Below are 19092 nucleotides of genomic sequence, written 5' to 3' on the forward strand. Positions count from 1 at the left end.
TTGGCTTCCAGCAGGTTTGAAGACACAGCTTATTAAAAGTTACATAAAAAAAAGACCCCCGAAAATTTCCAGGAGTCTTTTTACCAAATTCAGGTTTATCCATCTCAATCTGGTTTAATTATCTTTTAGATCTTCAATGGAATTGATGTCCATATAGGTTGGTACAACCAGACCTGTTTTGGCACCGTCCATATTTGGACCGAGATCATCGATCTGATCTTTGTACTTGTTATAATAATCTGCAGAGGTGAGCGGCAGCCATGCGGCTGGAGTTGCATCCACATCACCATTGGCGATACCGGTCCACATTGGACCAATCTCTACCTGTAGGGAGGTTACTTTGTAACCCAGTTTTTCTTTCAAAATGTACTCCAGCAAGTTGGTACTTGCAATCTCGGAGTCCCAGGCTACGTAACTCAGTTTAATTGTATCTCCATTCACCGGGGTCAGACCTTTGGTCCATTCAGCCACTTTGTCGCTATGCTTTTCAGCAAAAGCAGCTGCGGCTTTTTGGGGATCCTCTCCGTCCTGAATGGCGACCATGATTTCACCCATATCCTCAGGTGTCCAGGAGAAGCGATCCAGGAATTCATAAGCGACAGGTTTGTCTTCCTTTAGCCCTTTACGGGCAATGGTATGAATTTGTTCGGCTTCGCCATAGACACCTTCCGGATCGTCCAGGTATTTCAAGTCATATGCGTTGAACATCCAATGCGGTGTCCAACCGGTAACGATAACCGGTTCTTTATTCTTAACGGCTTTATCCAGCGTAGCTGTCATTGCGGCTCCTGAACCTTCGACCAGTTTCCAGTCAGACAGACCGTATTTCTCAATGGCACTCGCTGTGGATTTCATGATTCCGGCACCTGGATCGATACCGATAATTTGATGATTTACTTCATTTCCCACATTGGCATTCGCCGATGGAGTAGAGGAAGGAGCACCTGTTTCCAGATCTGCAATCGAATTAACATCTGTCATGTACGCAGGTACAACGAGCCCTGTCCGTACACCGGTCATGTTGGCGCCCAGATCATCCACCTGGTCTTTGTATCGTTCCCAGTAGTCAGCGTGAGTCAATGGCAGCCAAGCTGCTGGAGAGGCATCTACGTCGCCTGAGGCGACACCCGTCCACATCGGTCCAGCTTCAACCTGAAGGGCGTTAACTTTATAGCCAAGCTTGTTTTCCATAACATATTTCAGCAAGTTGGTACTTGCTATTTCGGAATCCCAGGCAACATAGCTAAGTTTAAATGCATCGCCGTTAACTGGCGTCAGACCTTTGGTCCATTCGTCAATCTGATCTGCATGTTTCTCAGCATAGTTTTTAGCCGCTTCTTCTGGAGATGTGCCGTTTTGGATGGCGCTCATCATCTCGCCCATTTCATCAGAAGTCCACTTGAAACGGGACAGGAACTCATAAGCAACCGGATGATCCTTTTTCAAGCCTTTACGTGCGATGGTATGAATTTCTTCTGCATCACCAAAAGATTTTTCCGGATCATCCAGATATTTCAGATCATATTTGTTGAACATCCAGTGTGGAGTCCAACCAGTAATGATGATCGGTTGTTCAGCTTTAAGGGCTTTGTCCAATGTAGCCGTCATCGCTGCACCAGATCCTTCAATGAGGGTCCAATCCGTCAGATGATAATCATCGATGGCTTTGGCAGCGGACTTCATAATACCTGCACCCGGGTCGATACCAATGATCTGATAATTGACTTCTTCGCCAATAGCATTAGCTGGAGTGTTGTTACCGCCGGCAGAAGAACTATTGCCACCAATAAAGTATTGTGAGAAACCAGCTACGAGTACAACCAGTGTTGCCGCAGCCGTAATCCAGGCTTTTTGTTTCGACGAGATGCGGGAGGTCTTCTTTCGACCTGGCATAAACAGATTTTGCGTGAAACGGTCGAGCACAATCGCGAGTACCACGACAGCCAGACCTGCTTCAAATCCTTTACCGATCTGCAACTGCGTTACCGCACGATAGACTTCCGCACCAATACCCTGTGCACCGATCATGGAAGCAATAACAACCATGGACAGCGACAGCATGATCGTTTGGTTAATCCCTGACATGACAGTAGGCAATGCAAGAGGAAGCTGTACTTTGAACAACTTTTGCATGGATGTGGAACCAAAAGCATCTGCTGCCTCAACGAGTTCGCCTGATACCTGCTTAATGCCAAGGTGAGTCAGGCGAATCGTAGGTGGAATCGCAAATATTACGGACGCGATAACACCGGGAACCACACCAAGACTGAAGAAAGTTACAGCTGGCAGCAAGTAGACAAATGCAGGCATGGTCTGCATAAAGTCAAGCAATGGCGTAATAATCCGGGCTGCGGTTTTGCTGTATGCGAGCCAGATTCCGATTGGAACACCAAGCAGGATGGAGATTAATCCTGACGTAATAACCAGGCCCAATGTATCCATAGATTGGGACCAATATCCAAGGTTATCTACGAGCAGGAATCCAATAACCGTAAAAAGGGTTAGTGGTAATCGCCCAACGAGATATGCCAGTATACCAAGTATTACAATGAACAGAAGCGGATGGGGAAGCATGAACAACCCGGAGAAAAATCCGACAACCTCCTGAATCACGATAGATATCACTTTAAATAATCCGGAGAGCGAAGTGCTCATCCAGTCAACAATGGCTTCAATCCACGATGCTAGTGGTATTTTGGGAATCATTTGCAAGTTCCTCCTTTACTGCAACTTCACCGCTAAGTGCTCCAAGCAGGGCACCGCGGACGATAACACCTTGCAGACGGCCATTTTCGCCAACAACAGCGAGCGGCACATGGGCTGAACTTACAATTTCGAACAATTCATGAATCAGGGTTTCAGGCGATACAGTAGGCCCATCCGTGATCAGAATATCGTTCAACACTTTGTTTTCCCGCATTGCACGGGTTGCATCTTCTGCAGTAATGACACCAAGCAGTTTCTTCGAACGGTCAATGACAAACAGGTTGGAAATACCACGTTCGCGCATTAATTCGAGGGCAACACGAGGACCACGGTCAAGTGTAATCGTTTCAGGACGTCGCATAACATGAGATGCGGTAAGGACTTTGGACAAATCCACGTCTTCGACGAAGCGGGCCACATATGAGTTGGCCGGTTGAATCATGATTTCTTCCGGAGTACCGATCTGTACGACTGCGCCGTCTTTCATGAGGGCAATGCGATCGCCGATGCGCAGCGCTTCGTCCAAGTCATGGGTAATGAAAATAATAGTCTTTTTCATTTTATCCTGAAGCTCAATCAGCTCATCCTGCATATCACGACGAATCAACGGATCAAGTGCACTAAAGGCTTCATCCATTAACAGTACTTCCGGATCATTTGCCAGCGCACGAGCCAAACCTACACGTTGTTGCATCCCGCCACTGAGCTCATCCGGCATTTTATCTTCCCAGCCTTTAAGGCCGACCAGTTCAAGCGAGGTTTTCGCTTTTTCCCGACGTTTATCTTTATCTACCTTTTGAATCTCGAGTCCATACTCCACATTATCGAGAACGGTACGGTGCGGGAATAACGCAAACTTCTGGAACACCATGCTGATCGTTTTCCGACGCACTTCGCGCAATTGTTCTTTGTTCATCTTGCGTAAATCTTTGCCATGTACGAGAATCTCTCCCGATGTCGGTTCAATCAGACGATTGAACATTCGAACCAGCGTCGATTTACCACTCCCTGATAGTCCCATGATGACGAAAATTTCGCCTTCTTTAATTTCCATGTTGACCCGGTTGACACCAACCGTTATCTGTTTTTCTTTGGCCAACTTTTCTTTACCCCAACCTTGCTCCAATAATTGAATCCCTTGCTCGGTTTGGGGGCCAAACAGTTTACTTACATTCTTAACTTCAAGTATGGTCATGTTTTCACCCCTTCTGATGTGTTGTGCACTTCGAACGGCTTTCAGCATCCACAAGCCCATACACTTGTGCGCCCAGCCACGAAATCCGGTAATTGCTTCGCTTCCCGTCTTTCTGGGTAACGTTTTGTATTCTAACAATACTTAACCTGTATAGCAACTGAATAAACAGTACATAATGTTTGTACAGTAAAAACTGTACAAAGTTTTCCGTCCATATGCTCTGTCATCCTCCTTATTTTGGCTAATAAGGCATCTTTACATTTGATATCGCTTTTCCTACAATAGAAAATAAGCTGAATTAAAGCTGTTTTTATTGGTTAAAAGATAGTCGTAGGCAGATGCAACCTGGTAAAGTTCCCCTTAACATACATTGGGTGCCTAAAGTCCTCTGGCATATAGGATGTCCTGCAGGATACTTTCCCATGTAAGCAGGATCTTAAACCGTTGCAATTTATTTTGCCAAGACTGGGAATGTTCAGAATGGAGGTTGCAAGCATGGGCTTGGACCATTTAGAAGAGGAACAGCAAGCAACCGTTCTCAGAATCCGTAAACGCGTCATTGAAGCCATTGGACGTAATATGGATCTCTACGGAGTTACGCTGTCCACGGGACACTTATATGGATTGCTTTTTTTTGCAGACAAACCAATGACCCTTGACGATATGGGCCGGGAAATGGAAATGAGCAAAACGAGCATGAGTACCGGCGTACGCACACTGCTGGATCTAAAAATGGTGAATAAAGTATGGAGCAAAGGCTCCCGGAAAGACCTATATGAAGTGGAGTATGACTGGCATCAGACGTTTACGGATTATTTCGTGATTAAATGGAGAAAAGCCGTGGAGAGTAACCTGCAGGTACTGCGCAAATCCGTTGATGAATTGAATCGTTTGATTTCTGACCTGGATGAACAAGCAGATGCTGAACTTCTTCACATTCTTATGGAGGACAAGCATAAAGTCCTTCAAGCAGAAGCCTATTACAAATGGTTAGACCGATTGATAGATACCATGGAAGATGAAGAAATATACAAGCTGGTTCCGAAGGAAGAAATTAAGGAACATTAATAACAACAACCAGAGCCCTCTCCAGACTGGAGAGGGTTCTTTGGTGCTTTCACTCATGAACCGAAAATATACATAGGTTGCTAATGAAGTGATCCGGTTGAGTACCGCGATAAGTATCATACAAGTGTGGTGTTTTGAAAAAAAAAGTTTCGCCATAAAAAAGAGGATACCTCGAGCCGTTTGGGCTGTAAGGTGATCCTCGTCTTGGGATATATATAATTTTAGTTAGGTGTTACCAACAGGATATCGTCCAGGAAAACATCACTAAGCGACTTTTTGCCTGTACCATTCGCTTGGACGTGATACAAACGGTACAAATCATTTGCGTTGATGTAGAACATTCCCGGAACATCCGCCATGAACTGGAATGTATCCCATTCATCTCCCGCAAGCTTGGTTACTTTGAGAGAGGGGTTAACGGAGTAGAGGCCATTGGTGCCCGATATGTATGCCATTGTTGGTGTGCCATTGGTGAATTGATTGCCCACATAGCTGACATTACTCAGATTCAGATTGGCAGATTTAGATATCTTGTTGCCAGAAATGGTTTTGGCGTATGCCTTTTTATTAGCATCCACAATAATCATTTTATCTGTACCTAATGCGTCCACTTCCCGAATGCTCTTGCTGTGGACCTGGAGCGTCTTGCCTGAAGCGGTCAATGCATAGGCTTTGCCAATTGCATAGTTATAGTCCTTGTTGCTGTCCAACTTGATGCCTTTGTTATACACATAAAGGTTATTGCCCCAGCCACCAGAATAAACTGCGTTGACATCGAGCTTTGCTTTTGGGTTAACAGCTGTGGCTTTGCCTGTGTTGTAGTTAACTTTATACATCACAACAGCATTGGTGGAATATACCTGTTCATACGGGTCGGTATTGACCATGAGTTGAAGCTCATTTTTGGCTGGGTGCATAAAATAACGACCTTCTACTGCGCCTGCAGCAATCCGCTGTACGGCTCCGCTGCCATTGGATGCTTTGGAAACGATCCAGGTATTTCCGTTAACGAGCGCGTTATAGTATACTCGGCCTTTCGTTACAGTGAGGAGCGGAAAATCTGTATCCGCTTTGTCAGCAATTTTTTTGGCAGTCGAAGCCTCGCTGTCACCGTTCGCGCGATAAATGGCACCTTTGGTGTCCATATAATAGATGAACCCGTTGTCTGAAAAGTAGTTTAACACCTCTGTAGCATACGTTTCAGCTGAATCACGTGATCCGTCATTTGGGACGCGAAGCAATGTTGTGGACGATTTGGATTGTGTGTAGTAGAGGTAAGAGCCTGCCTCGACAAGGTCAACCCCTTCGAAATCCAGCAAGACTTCAGTAGTGTTACTTCCGTCACCGGATACTTTGTACAATACCCCATCGGAGTCATAATACACAGTAGATTGGCTGAGCGAGGCTGCTTGCGCGGCGTTCCCGCCTCCCAGTGTCGTTGCTGCCAGCAACGTAAACAGCAGCAAGGCGCAGATGGTACGCTGCACCCGTGAGGACCATTTGTTCATGAATCAATCATCACCTTTCATCTTTATAAATACAGTTAACACCTTAAATTATATCGGTAAACTATGGAAAAAATGTTATAGGTCTTACTCGGCAGTCACCTACTTAAATCTGACTTTCTGCCAGCTGCTGCCGGCTGTTCCACAAGGTGACCAGACGAAGCAGAGCGAAACTGATGAGCAGAAGCACCGCTCCAATCAGGAGCAGCATGAATGGACTAATTAGCAGCATGCCGCTCGCCTGACCGGCAATCAGTGCAAGCAACGGAATGACCACTAATCCACCCAGTTGATAGGCTTCCTGGAATCCACGAACCTTGGCCGAAATCAATACATTAAACAAAATGACCACGAGACTGCATGCCGGAACCACCCAGAGAACGAGAATGATCCAGTTCAGATTGGGGAACATCCATTTCCCAAACATCGGGTACATCAGGATATTGGCAATGATTCCGTAGATGATGAATGTAGTCCAGGATAACAACAGGGAAGGAATGAGAGCAGCCAGCACTTTTCCTTTGAACAACGTTTCCATACTCATCGGTGTGAACAGAAGACCTTCCAGTGTCTTTCGTTCCTTCTCACCTGCAAAGCTGTTCGCCGTCAGAATGCTGGATGCCATCACCGGAATGATGAGAAACAACGGGGCAAACATGTACAAGCCCAGATAATAGACAATACGATGGTTATCCGTGGGCATGGAAACGAGCCGGGGGATCTGGCCGGAATGGGTTAAGGTATCCAGTGTATCAAGCAGGAAGCTCATATTGCCCAGGGAACGAAGTTCCATCCTTGAGGCTGTCCACAGAAGTACCGCGGGCATGATGATACCGATAATCAATGGAACGATCAACATGGGCAACCAGAGCTGAACACTGGCTGTGATGGCTTGAATGTCTTTACGTACAAGTGCACGTATGGCTTGGCGGTTATTCATGATGGTGTGCCTCCCTAATAGCAAAATAAATACTTTCCAGATCACTGCCCAAGATTCGTGCCTGATAGACTTGTCCGCACTCTGTTAATCTCCGCAGCAGAACTGGAATCTCATCCCGGGATTGGAGCTGAAATATCGCTTTATATGTGGAGATCACTTCCGGCATATATTCTGTTAAGGACAGCCAGCCGTTCGGTATGGTCGCTTCAACTTCAATTCGTGGTGTGGTCAGATAACGGTTCACAATCTCCTGCTCCGAACCTTCTTCCACTTTGCGACCTTTTTCCATAAAAATATACCGATCACACACGGCCGAGAGCTGGGACAGCACGTGAGACGAAACGAGGATGGTCATGTTTTCCTCCTGGTTCAGTCGACGAATGATACGGAGTACCATCTGGATTCCGTCAGGGTCAAGTCCGTTGGTCGGCTCATCCAGAAAGAGGATGGAAGGGCGATGCAGCAGCACCCGCGCAAGACCTACACGTTTTTTCATGCCTGTGCTGTAGGTGCCGACTTTCCGATGCTGATAATCCTGCAATTCGAACAGATCCACGAGTTCGTCGATTCGTGCTTTGGCATGTTGTACACCGAAAGCTTCAGCGAAAAAGATCAGGTTGTCACGTCCGCTCATATTTTCATACAATCCGCTCTGTTCGGTTAGTGTGCCACATAAGGCTAGTACGTTCTCCGTCTCAAGGAAGGGATCAAGGCCGTTAATTCTCACTTGTCCACCCGAAGCGCCAAGAACACCGTTCATGATGCGGATCAGGGTGGTTTTGCCCGAGCCGTTGGGCCCAATCAGCCCGGTAACGCTCCCTTTTTCAACCTTAAAGCTGACATCGTTCAGTGCCTGATGCACTTTAAATTGCTTGGAAATGTTGCGAACTTCAATCATGTACATTCACCGTCCGATCTGAGTTTGGAGATTATACGTCTAACCCGATCATATCGTTCAAATGAATGTCAAAATTAAAGTTTCCTCCTTCTTAAGTCCCAAACACATGCAGAAACTTCACCCTAAAGTCTGGAGAAATCGGGTCTCAGGTTTGTTTTCACTGTACCCATTACCATGTATTCTGGTTAAAAGGATGCAATATCCCGTTTCATTGCCATCCATAACGTGGTAATTAGACCTAAGGCCTCTTACATATTTGGAATGCCTGAATATTCATCTAACGCCGGTCTTGGTTAACCAGGGCCACTTTGGCGTCGCCCTTTGACGTATCCATCCGGTGGACGCCTGTTTCCAAAAAGTACATAATCTATTCGTCTAACACATTATATGCACACATACCCTCTGGGGCATCTGATGTATTGGACTATGAGGAAGGTGAGCGAAATGACAGCATCCAATGAATATCGCTTTCAAGTGAACCTGAGCGGTATGATCCAGATTTTATCGAACCATCTATACAGCAGTCCCAAAGTGTTTTTGCGTGAACTCATGCAGAACGCTACCGATGCCATTACAGCCCGAACGGAGGCAGAGCCTGGCTTTCAGGGCGAAGTTCGTGTGGAACTGACCGGAACAGGTGAGCATCGCACGATGATGGTGGAGGACAACGGTATAGGCTTGACTGAAGCCGATATCCATGAGTTCCTGGCAATGATCGGACAATCCTCAAAGCGGGGGCAACAGGCCCTGCTGGATGGAGAGACTTCTTTTATCGGGCGGTTCGGAATTGGGTTATTGTCCTGTTTCATGGTGAGTCATGAAATCGTCATGTTGACGCAATCCGCGAAGGGCGGACCCTCCATGGAGTGGCGAGGCAAGCCGGATGGCACATATACGATTCGGCAACTGGACACTCAGTTGTCTCCGGGAACCAAAGTGTATCTGCGCTCCACCCCGGATGCAGCCCATTATTTTGAAACGGAATATGTGAACGAAGCCTTGTTCTATTATGGAGCGCTGCTGCCTTATCCGGTTACGCTGCATAGTGATGGTGTTCAGCATATCGTAAACAGTCAGTCACCAACCTGGCTGATGGAGCCTGAACTCGCGCGGGGACGCAGGGCGGAGGTGCTGGCTTTTGGTGAACGCTTGCTTGGAGAGAAGTTTCAGGATTACATTCCACTGACAACAGCTTCTGGCCGTACAGGAGGCATTGCTTATGTGCTGCCCCATGCCGTTAATCTGAATGCCAAGCGTTCCCATCGGGTGTATCTGAAGAGAATGCTGATTTCGGAGAAGGCCGAGAATATTTTGCCGGATTGGGCTTTCTTTGTGAAATGCCTGATCTGGACAGATGAGCTTCAACCGACGGCTTCACGAGAGCATTTTTATGAAAATGAAAAGCTGGAAGAGGTACGCTCCGAACTCGGTGATGCTCTTCGTCAAGGGTTGGCCGACATGGCAGAGAGTCAACCGGAGCGGTTGCAGAAGCTGATACGTCTCCATGCCCTGTCGATGAAGGCACTGGCTGTGCAGGATCAGGAATTTTACGCGATGATTCATCGCTGGCTTCCGTTTGAGAGCACTCGTGGTCATCGGGAACTGGGCGAGCTGATGGACGAGGGAGAGACGTTGTACTTCACTACCTCGGTGGATGAGTATCGCCAGATTCATCATGTCGCCTCTGCCCAATCGATGCTGGTTATTAACGGTGGATACATCTACGACAGTGATTTGATGGCGATGCTGCCACTCGCAGTACAGCATGTAAAGACGGAACGATTACAGCCGGATGAAGTATCCATGAGCTTCACCGACGTGCCGCCGAGTGAACGGAACCAGTATTATGATGCGCTGCGCCTCGCTGATTCTGCATTACAACGTTTCCGCTGCCGTGCAGAGGTCAAAGGGTTTAAGCCGGCGGATTTGCCTGTGCTGTTCACACTCTCGCAGGAGTCTTCCACGCTCCGTGCCTTGGAAAAAGCAAGCGAGGAGAGTACAGAGTTGTTCTCTTCTGTCCTTGGTTCATTGTCTTCAGGGATTAGTTCCGCAGGATATTCGACACTGTACCTGAACATTAACAATCCCATTATTCAGCGAGTACTGACGTCACCAGATGCCCAAATGACCCCGATTGCCATGGAGATGTTGTATGTCAACGCACTGATGATGGGGCATTATGCCATGAATCGACAGGAGCTTGAGGTGCTGAATCAAGGCATCGTTCGGTTTATTGATTGGGGTTTGCGTGCGAATATGGATCGTAAGGGGGATGCCTGATGAAGACAGAGATGGATTTTGAGGATTTGATGGATGAAGCCTACGGCTTGCCAAATGGAACAGCAAAGCTGGGCATGCTGGAGGAAGCGGCAAGAGTAGCCGATGTGCATGGCATGGAGGAGGAAGCGTACGAGGCGCGTTCGGAGATCGTGGAGACGGCAACATTTTGCGGTTATCCGATGAAAGCATTGATTGCATTTTCCTGGCAGCTGGGCAAGTTTGATCAACAACCTGAACAATATGACGAAGAAACGTTAATGTGGTCGTACAAATGGATTTTGGGCGAGTTATCCAGCTTCCCGGAAGTGTCTCGCGATAAAATGATGGAGCTGTTGGAGGACTTTGGACGTCGCTTCAAGTCATTTGGATACAGTGAACGTTCGTACTGGTATTATCGTTTCCGCATATCCATGGATCTTGGCGATCTGGAGGAGGCTGGAAACAGCTATACGAAGTTCAGAAGCATGGACCGTGACTTTATGAGTGATTGTGAAGCCTGTGAGCAGGATGAGATCATGCGATATTGGATACTCGTTGGAGATGATGAGAAGGTATTGGAAGCGGCGAAGCCCATTTTGAAAGGGCGAATGAGCTGTGCCGAAATTCCGCACTTGACCTTATCGGAGATTTTGATGCCACTATACCGACTTGGGAAGATGGATGAAGCTGACAAACATCAGGCCAAAGGTTATCGCATGATCAAAGGACATAATGATTTTGTGCAAAGCTTTGCCGAGCAGTTGGATTATCTTGTACGCACGAACCCGGCGAAGGGCATCGATGTACTGGAAGAAAGTCTGGTGCTCGCGATGGATCACGAAGATCCGTTTGCCAAAATGATGTTCTATGCCAGAGCCGCACAATTGCTGCGCCGCTGGGCCGACGAATCTCCAGGATACCGCTTGCGGCTTCCTGCTTCATTCCCATATGAAGGAGATCCGGGAGATTTACGTAAACTGGCTGAATATTTTGCAGCCCATGCCAAAGCATCTGCTGAGAAGTATGATCAGCGTAATGGCAATCACCATGTCTCTTCGATGTTGAGCGAGGTATAGTCTGAATAATTCACTAAAGTGCTAACGAACTCCGCGTCACTAAACCAAAGCAGGCTTGTTCATAGGGAGGAAGATCCTCCTTCGAACAAGCCTGCTTTCTTTTTATACTGTGAGTATTATGAAGTTCAGTTTGGTATTCAGGTTATTGAGGAGTCACAGTTGCTGGATCGGATGAAACATCAGCAGGTTCCTCATCTGAGGAAGTTTCCGCTTGCGGCTGCTTTGTCATCAGGTCAGCTACGATCTTGTCGGTAGGCTGCGTAAACAATTGGTACATAATCGCGGCTTCTTCCTGGCGGATCAGTGGTTTGCGTGAGAGGAAATCCACTGATCCATCCTCCAGCACCTTCACCTCCGGGCCGTGGATGCCTAGCTTAACCATCATCTGGATCGCAGGCACTGCCCAGGCATCTGTCTGCCCGGCCAGCTTCACATCCACGAACAGTTCGTTCGGGTATTGCAGCTGGAGTGTTCTCCAGATCATCACCATCGCTTCCTGACGGGTGATGACCTGATCCGGCTTGAACTGTTTCTCATCTGCACCCGTGATCATGCCGGATTCATAACCAAGCTGAATGTAACCGGCAGCAGGGTGTGTAGCCCAGTCGGTATCCGCAGGTGGTGTCGTTTTGCTAGCTTTCAGCCCGCTCATTTTAAGCACATCTTCAATGAATTCAGCCCGTGTAACAACATTTTTGGGTTGAAAAGATTCACTTGCATCATTGGTATAGTATCCAAGCGATTGTAATCCATAGATGGCCTCAGCATACAGGCTGTTCGCACGGACATCACGGAAGCCTTGGGGTTTCTGCCCTTTCTTCTCATATCCGAATGGATTGAGGTAAGGTTCTTTCATATAGATGGTTCCATCCGCATTTTCCTTAAACGCCGTGAATTGGCCTGTTAATGCATCCTTGAAGAGATGATCTTCAATCTGAATCAGGTTACGTGAGCCCAGAAAAACATCTGAAATACTCAATTGTCCGGGCTCGTTGCCGCTTTCTTTCAGGGAACTGACAATGGTGCTGAGTCGCAGATCTGCGTAAAGCCCGGTTAAGCGTTGCAGCTCATCCGCAGATTGAGGCGTATACTCCTTGAACTTGACCGGCTCTGCATATTGCGGGAAGAACGTCTGGATAAAGGCCGGGTAGAACAGATTACGAAGTACTCCCGTCTGGTTGTAGGTAAGGAAGACACCTGTGTTTTGCTCAGGAATTAGGAAGAGATAAGAGCTGAATCCATTGATGTCGCCTGCTTTGGTAATAATTTTGGAACTGCTGCCTGCACCCGGAAGCTGAAAAGCGGCTTCGAATCCATAAGTAGTGTCAGGTAACAGTGGATGAATGGACGAACGGTATTGTTCCATGCTTTTTATTGTAGATTCTTTCCAAATATGTTCGTTATCCTTCACACCATCATTCAGGAAAGCGATCATGAAACTCCCAATATCCTCAGCCGTTGACAGCATGCCGCCTTGGGGCATAGGCGTTGGGGAAAGGGTGTACAGATCCAGCGGATTATGGGCCGCATCATAGGCTGTTGCAAGTTGGTTTTTGAACTTGCCGTTCAGCATAAAACTGCTGTTATCCATACCCAGAGGTTTGAAGATATGTTGCTGCATATATGTCTCGAACGGTTCGCCGCCGACATTCTCCACAATCATGCCAAGCAGCAGGAAGGAGAAGTTATCATACATATAGGCGCTACCAGGTTCCCTAACGACAGGTGGCATATGTAACTTTGCATAATCCTCCATCGATACGCTTTTGTCGAAGTCATCATGGATGTCTTCCTGCTGCGGATCGCGAATCTCGAATCCAGTGGTATGTGTAAGCAGATTCTCCACCGTTACAGGTTTGTCAAAAGGATTATCGAATTCCAGCCCCTTCACATACGTCTGAAAATCAGCTTTTAAATCCACCTTGCCTTGCTCCACGAGCTGCATAACAGCTGCTGCCGTGAACGTTTTGGAGACCGAGGCTATGCGAAAGGTGGTGCTTTTCGGATCAACGGGCGTTTTGCTCTCCAGATCGGAATAACCATACCCTTTCTCGGCCATAACTTTCCCATCCTTGACGACGACAACGGAAGCCCCAACATATTGGGCCTTGGCTTCGGGGGAATCAAAGAATGTATCGAGAAATGCTGTAGCTGATTCGCTCGTCAGAGCTGTTGCTTTCCCTTTTTCGTTGACCACAGGGGATGCGGTTTCCGCTTGCACGGCAGGTGCCCATAGACTGAGGGACAGGACAAACGTCATGAAAGCCCCGGTTAGAGAGGTGAGCCTGAAGCGGGTGCTTCGATTGGATAAATGCATGCAAACACTCCTTCAAAAGAAAATTTTGTAAAACAATCTCTCCCGTGTATTACTGATTACTGGCTCTTTAGGTTTCACGATAGTAGAAAGTCAAGAGGCATCTGCACGTAACCGTAGGTCACTTTGACTCGCTGAAGGCCGAAGCGACCGTCGAAAACATACGAGTGCACCGAGACCCATCAATACATACAGGATGGCCATGGCATATGAAGGAAGAAAGGCCCCAATCGACAGCCCAAGACTACCCAGCAGAGCGGCCGTGTTATAACTCATACCATCGACAGCCATATAGGCAGCACGGTCCGAATCGGGAATCATGCCAGCAAGCAGCACCTGACGTACAGGAGCATACATGAGTTCACCAATGGTCAGCAGTACAGCAGATGTGATAAGCAGCCAGGCCCAGTTACTAAAAGCGAGCATACTGAAACCGGCGGTGTACATACACATGCCAATCGTCATGATAGAACCGGATTGGAAGCGACCCATCCATTTCGAGAATGGGATGGCCACCAAGGCTACGAGTACCGTGTTGATGGCCATGATCAGACTGAACATCTGCAGTCCTGTGATGTCCCAACTGAACAGTTGGGCACTGAATTCACTTTTCAGACGAACGGCGATGTATTTATCCAATTGGAATTCCAGCGCGACAGCCAGTACCGTTGCGGTGAAAAACACCATAAAACGTCGGTCACTAAATACATCACCATAAGTTCTCAGCATATTCTTCTTTATTGGAGCATCCGTTTTGTCCAAGTATGTTTTATCCATTGTTTCGTGAATATAAAACAAGAGGATAAATAGTGTAACCAGACTCTCCAGCCCTACCAGACTGAACAAAATAAAGCGGAAGGACTCGAATAATAACCCGCCCATCAGCGCGCCGATCGTAACGGCAACGTTGGTGGTCCAATATTGCAGCCCGTACACATACTGACGTTCATGTTCATTGCTCACGTCCACAATCATGGCATTGGCAATGGGCATGGTGATACCTGAACTGACACTGCTGAGCAGAAACATGACACAAGTCAAAAGCACTGAATCCATCCAAGGCGAGTTGGCAGCAGCCAGCCAGAACAGGGCGAAAACCTGCATACTTTGGGCGATCACCATCAGTTTCTTTCGTCCGATTCGGTCAGACCAGTACCCTGCACCCAAGCCAACGATCATGGAGGCCACAATATTGACGGTTAGCAGCATGCCCGCCCAGCCTGCACCAATTTGGACGCTCAGGTAGATCGCCATAAAAGGAATGATGGATTTCTGAGTCAGATCCGTGAAAAAATCAGTAATGATGCGAATTTTGATGTTGCGGTGCAATTCAGTGTATTTCATATGTAACTCTCTTCCTCTCCTGCTGGTCTTGTCGATGTACCTGAGTATAATGGAGGAAAACCTGAAGAAAAACTGTAAACGCACAAAGATGTATTTCGTATTTTAATCAAGAGGAAAAGGTGGGGGATTTGTGGAGGTCATCGAACATTACATACAGTTGCGTAAGGCCTTTCCGAACGCAGATGAGGAGGAGGAAATACACACAACGATTGGTGAACTTGCGGAACATTTATGTTGTACAATGCGCAATATGAATCTGATTATGAATAAATTCATGAATCATGGCTGGATCAACTGGAGTCCACAACGTGGCAGAGGCAGAAAATCAGTGCTCGTCTTTTACCTGCCGCTGCTTCAGGCTGCTCAGGAACGGTTCGACCAACTCTTGCAGGGGAACAAGTTGGAGGATGCCTACGTGCTGGCTTCAACAATGCCATTTTCGATGAGAGAAATGTTGATGCAAGGATTACAGGGCCAGTTCGGTCTGCGTTCTGATCAAGATGCTCGTGGAAGAATAGATACGCTGCGTATTCCACAGGAAACTCCCTTTGAGACACTGGACCCAACGCAAGCTGCTATGTGGGGAGAAGTTGGAATTATTGCGGAGGTATTTGATCGCTTGGTACAGTACAACGCTGAACGCCAGGTTTGTGAACCGAGCCTTGCGGTTGCATGGGAGAGCAACCAGGAGGGAACGGTGTGGACATTTTATTTGCACAAGGGTATACGGTTTCACCATGGCAAGATACTCGATGCAGAGGACGTTAGATATACGTTTGAACGGATTCTTTCAGCTCAGGAGAGCCCTTGCAGGCCGCTTTTTGACTCGATTCATCGGATAGAGACGTTGGATGAGCTTACGGTGCGCTTTGCGTTACGGTTCTCCAACTATATGTTTCCGGATCTGATGAGCAGCATGAGTGCTTCCATCCTGCCCCGTGATATGGAGCTGGACCCGATGCATCCGATGGGTACGGGACCTTACCGGTTGACGCGCAATCATCCCAAGCTGCTTGTCCTGGACGTTTTTCCATCCTATTTCAGGGGCCGGGCTTATATTGATCGGGTTGAAATATGGCAGCTTCCCCAGTCGGGTCTGGTGGAGTCGATAATCAAACGGGACTTGTTTCCGGACGGACAAGCTCGTTCAGTACAGCATGAAGTTCAGGGCGGTGTGTACATGACGTTTAATATGCGAAAAGAAGGACCACAGCAGGATCTATACTTTCGCCAGGCTGTTCAGCAACTCATGGACCCACAGGAGATGGTGGAGGCCTTGGCACGCACAAGTGTACAGGCTGCCTATAGCCTGGTTCGGGATGAGTCCAGGGAACAGTGGATGACTGAACTAACAGATAAAAATGAACATTCGGAACAAAATGAACCCATGGACCGCCCAGAGCAATTTGAGCACGATCATCTGTTTCTTCTACAGGCATCGAAGCCGCGACCTGAACCTTCTGCTGATTCTTCTCTTGCACGAGCTTCTAAGCTATTACAACGCAGCTGCTATGCAGGCCAAATCATGGAGGTGTGGGTAGAGGAGGGCGAGAAAATGGAGGCAGACATGGCCTGGTTTGCACAGCGCTGTGAGCTGATTGGACTGAAGGTGCATGTTATGCCAGGTAATCCGGTAAATGCCGTATACCATGATGAGTTTTCTTCTTGCGATTTGATCTACACGGGTGAGGTGTTCGATGAACATCTCACACTGAGCCTGCTAACGATGTATACGTTCCAGAATACGTTACTTCTGATTGCGCTTGATGACCAACGAAAAAGGGAGTTGGAAAACGAATGCAGACACGTCGTTATGATTCGGGATACTACGGAGCGATTGCGTACGCTATTGCTGTTGGAGAATCGACTCATTCAAGAGGCGTTGTTACTGCCTGCGTACAGCTTCAGGGAAGAGCATGCGCACCATGCCTCGCTTCAGGATTACCGTGTAAGGGCATTTGGCATGCCTGATTTGCGTCGATTATGGGTGAAGCGAAGTCCGGTTACGGACGAAGGTACTGGAAGTTATCCGGCGTATATCCCATTGTGGTAAGGGTTTGGTCACTACAATGGGATAGGCCGTTAAGGATGTTTTTTTAGACTGAAGATGACTTCTTAAATTCTATGGGCGTTGTACCCGGCTCAAGCAGAAACGGAATGGATAGAGCGTTGATGCTATCATGGTCATCCGTCTTGAACGTAAACGTAAGCTTCAGGCCAAACAGGACGAATTCAACGGCAAAAGTATCTTTTCCGGTGTATTCCATAGGCATTTCGATCTCATTAAGGATGGCCTGTAGTCCTTCATTCGTCTGTTGAATGGTTAATTCGCCATAACCCGGATGGGTGAAGGTTCCCACATATGCAGTTGCGGGCCGATCATGGGGATGAACTTGAGGTTCCTCCGTTTTCTCCTCTGCCGGGGTTTCTGGCGTTGTTGGATTTTCTAGAGATGTTGCGGCGACTTCTTCGGATTCAGTCGATTCCCCGGTCATGAGTTTGGTTAATTTGCTGCTCCAGTCCACGGGCTCCAGTCCAAGCAGACGATCGATGATGTTAAAAGCAGTTGTGTAGGGAACAATGCTCCCATTGGTATTACTAAGGACTACGACACCGATCTGTTCCTCCGGTAAAAAGGCGACCTGCGAAGCGAATCCATCGATTGCTCCGCCGTGATGAATCATGGCGTGTCCGCGATAAGGTTCGATGAACCAGCCGAGACCGTACGTGCTAACCGGAAGCTCTGTCCCTTGGAACGGTGAATCGCAAGGCATTTGCGGTCTGTGCAGAGTAGCCATTTGTTCCTTGGAAATCAGTTGTTTCCCGTCATGCTGTCCTTGTTTCAATTGGAATTGAACCCATGCGATCATATCAACCAGATTGCTGTTAATGGAGCCAGCAGGACCTACGGCATCAATTTTCCGAAAAGGTATTCTGATGTTCTGTCCGTCCTTTTCCATATAAGGCAGGGCAAAATCGGGTTGAAGCTGCATCTCATCAACAGAGAAGACACTTGAATTCATCCCGAGAGGGTTAAACATGGACTCCTGAACAACATTTTCCCATGAAGTTCCTTTTAGCTGACCCACTAAATAACCAGCCGCCATATACATCAGGTTCTGGTATTGCCATTTATTCCGAAAGTCCTCATTGGGCTCCAGATACTGAAGCGCGTTTACGAGCTCTTCTCTGCACCGTGATGAGTTATACCACACCATCTCGTGCCTCGGAAGTCCGGAGCGGTGACAGAGCATATCGCGAATGGTCAGACGTTCCGTGGCAACCGGATCGAACATTTTGAAGTCATTCAAATACGTTCTCACAGGCGTGTCCCACGTCAGCATATCCTGATCGACGAGCAGCGCGGCCGTTGAAGCTGTAAAGGCTTTGGTACTTGAACCGATCGCGAATAATGTGTGGGGTGTAACTTCGAGCTTGGACTCCAGATCGCGATAACCGTACCCTTTTTGCAAAATGACTTCATCCTTGTAGATGACAGCTACCGCCAAACCTACACCTTTCCATTGTTGCAACTGTTCTTCCACAAAATGATCCAATCCATCCAGCCTTGAGTGAAGATAGGTCGTGTTTATTATTTACCTCCAATTTATAATAGAGTGTTACTTCAATAGAAAGATAAGAGCAGTATGTAATTACATAGGTTGAGTTGTTATCTGTATTTACTATGAAGATTTTGGATGGATTTTACATCCGACCCGGGACTGATTTTGTTACCAAATAGGTGTATTGCGACAATGACAATGGGATGCTTGTCAAACTAGTCCGC

Annotated in this window: 12 protein-coding genes; 4 read left to right on the forward strand and 8 right to left on the reverse strand. The window is 47.5% G+C overall.

What is annotated here, in order from left to right:
* Positions 1-114 precede the first annotated feature (114 nt).
* Together JNUCC31_RS22080 and JNUCC31_RS22085 are read right to left on the reverse strand one after the other, a co-directional pair.
* Positions 115-2706, reverse strand: a complete 2592-nt coding sequence (locus JNUCC31_RS22080; protein WP_192264783.1) for a glycine betaine ABC transporter substrate-binding protein — start codon at positions 2704-2706, stop codon at positions 115-117.
* The gene (locus JNUCC31_RS22085) at positions 2672-3901 is read right to left on the reverse strand and encodes a quaternary amine ABC transporter ATP-binding protein (protein ID WP_062323694.1); all 1230 of its coding nucleotides are present in this window, start codon (positions 3899-3901) and stop codon (positions 2672-2674) included. Before JNUCC31_RS22085 ends, JNUCC31_RS22080 begins: the two co-directional genes overlap by 35 nt.
* Before the next feature lie 495 nt (positions 3902-4396).
* Between JNUCC31_RS22085 and JNUCC31_RS22090 the strand changes: the two genes are divergently transcribed.
* Positions 4397-4969, forward strand: coding sequence for a GbsR/MarR family transcriptional regulator (locus JNUCC31_RS22090; RefSeq protein ID WP_192264785.1), 573 nt, complete (start codon positions 4397-4399; stop codon positions 4967-4969).
* 221 nt (positions 4970-5190) lie between these two features.
* Here the strand turns inward: JNUCC31_RS22090 and JNUCC31_RS22095 are convergent, their stop codons facing one another.
* The 3 genes from JNUCC31_RS22095 to JNUCC31_RS22105 form a co-directional block, all read right to left on the reverse strand.
* Entirely contained in the window at positions 5191-6477 is a 1287-nt protein-coding gene (locus JNUCC31_RS22095) for a DUF5050 domain-containing protein (RefSeq protein ID WP_192264787.1), read from the reverse strand.
* 103 nt (positions 6478-6580) lie between these two features.
* On the reverse strand, positions 6581-7414 hold the full coding sequence (locus tag JNUCC31_RS22100) for an ABC transporter permease subunit (RefSeq protein WP_192264789.1): 834 nt from the start codon (positions 7412-7414) through the stop codon (positions 6581-6583).
* The gene (locus JNUCC31_RS22105; RefSeq protein WP_228469180.1) at positions 7407-8318 is read right to left on the reverse strand and encodes an ABC transporter ATP-binding protein; all 912 of its coding nucleotides are present in this window, start codon (positions 8316-8318) and stop codon (positions 7407-7409) included. The genes JNUCC31_RS22100 and JNUCC31_RS22105 overlap by 8 nt, the downstream gene beginning before the upstream one ends.
* A gap of 438 nt (positions 8319-8756) precedes the next feature.
* Here JNUCC31_RS22105 and JNUCC31_RS22110 point away from each other — a divergent pair, with 438 nt between their 5' ends.
* Positions 8757-10592 (forward strand): HSP90 family protein, encoded by a 1836-nt coding sequence (locus tag JNUCC31_RS22110; protein WP_192264793.1) that lies wholly within the window; start codon positions 8757-8759, stop codon positions 10590-10592.
* Positions 10592-11647, forward strand: coding sequence for a hypothetical protein (locus JNUCC31_RS22115; protein WP_192264795.1), 1056 nt, complete (start codon positions 10592-10594; stop codon positions 11645-11647). The genes JNUCC31_RS22110 and JNUCC31_RS22115 overlap by 1 nt, the downstream gene beginning before the upstream one ends.
* Positions 11648-11789: 142 nt before the next feature.
* Here the strand turns inward: JNUCC31_RS22115 and JNUCC31_RS22120 are convergent, their stop codons facing one another.
* Positions 11790-13964, reverse strand: a complete 2175-nt coding sequence (locus JNUCC31_RS22120) for a serine hydrolase domain-containing protein (RefSeq protein WP_192264797.1) — start codon at positions 13962-13964, stop codon at positions 11790-11792.
* A 90-nt stretch (positions 13965-14054) separates the two neighbouring features.
* Positions 14055-15305, reverse strand: a complete 1251-nt coding sequence (locus tag JNUCC31_RS22125) for an MDR family MFS transporter (protein WP_192264799.1) — start codon at positions 15303-15305, stop codon at positions 14055-14057.
* A gap of 130 nt (positions 15306-15435) precedes the next feature.
* On the opposite strand from JNUCC31_RS22125, the gene JNUCC31_RS22130 reads away from it, so the two are divergent.
* On the forward strand, positions 15436-17358 hold the full coding sequence (locus JNUCC31_RS22130; RefSeq protein ID WP_192264801.1) for an ABC transporter substrate-binding protein: 1923 nt from the start codon (positions 15436-15438) through the stop codon (positions 17356-17358).
* 43 nt (positions 17359-17401) lie between these two features.
* On the opposite strand, the gene JNUCC31_RS22135 is transcribed toward JNUCC31_RS22130, so the two are convergent.
* Positions 17402-18850 carry a serine hydrolase gene (locus tag JNUCC31_RS22135; protein WP_228469181.1) on the reverse strand — a complete coding sequence of 483 codons (1449 nt, stop codon included), beginning with the start codon at positions 18848-18850 and terminating at the stop codon, positions 17402-17404.
* Between the last annotated feature and the right edge of the window lie 242 nt (positions 18851-19092).

The sequence above is a fragment of the Paenibacillus sp. JNUCC-31 genome (genome assembly GCF_014844075.1).
Taxonomy (GTDB): Bacteria; Bacillota; Bacilli; order Paenibacillales; family Paenibacillaceae; genus Paenibacillus.

Excerpts from the sequence above, each read along its gene's own strand:
- JNUCC31_RS22080 (WP_192264783.1), bottom strand. The coding sequence starts at position 2,706 with ATGATTCCCAAAATACCACTAGCATCGTGGATTGAAGCCATTGTTGAC.
- JNUCC31_RS22085 (WP_062323694.1), bottom strand. The coding sequence starts at position 3,901 with ATGACCATACTTGAAGTTAAGAATGTAAGTAAACTGTTTGGCCCCCAA.
- JNUCC31_RS22090 (WP_192264785.1), top strand. The coding sequence starts at position 4,397 with ATGGGCTTGGACCATTTAGAAGAGGAACAGCAAGCAACCGTTCTCAGA.
- JNUCC31_RS22095 (WP_192264787.1), bottom strand. The coding sequence starts at position 6,477 with ATGAACAAATGGTCCTCACGGGTGCAGCGTACCATCTGCGCCTTGCTG.
- JNUCC31_RS22100 (WP_192264789.1), bottom strand. The coding sequence starts at position 7,414 with ATGAATAACCGCCAAGCCATACGTGCACTTGTACGTAAAGACATTCAA.
- JNUCC31_RS22105 (WP_228469180.1), bottom strand. The coding sequence starts at position 8,318 with ATGTACATGATTGAAGTTCGCAACATTTCCAAGCAATTTAAAGTGCAT.
- JNUCC31_RS22110 (WP_192264793.1), top strand. The coding sequence starts at position 8,757 with ATGACAGCATCCAATGAATATCGCTTTCAAGTGAACCTGAGCGGTATG.
- JNUCC31_RS22115 (WP_192264795.1), top strand. The coding sequence starts at position 10,592 with ATGAAGACAGAGATGGATTTTGAGGATTTGATGGATGAAGCCTACGGC.
- JNUCC31_RS22120 (WP_192264797.1), bottom strand. The coding sequence starts at position 13,964 with ATGCATTTATCCAATCGAAGCACCCGCTTCAGGCTCACCTCTCTAACC.
- JNUCC31_RS22125 (WP_192264799.1), bottom strand. The coding sequence starts at position 15,305 with ATGAAATACACTGAATTGCACCGCAACATCAAAATTCGCATCATTACT.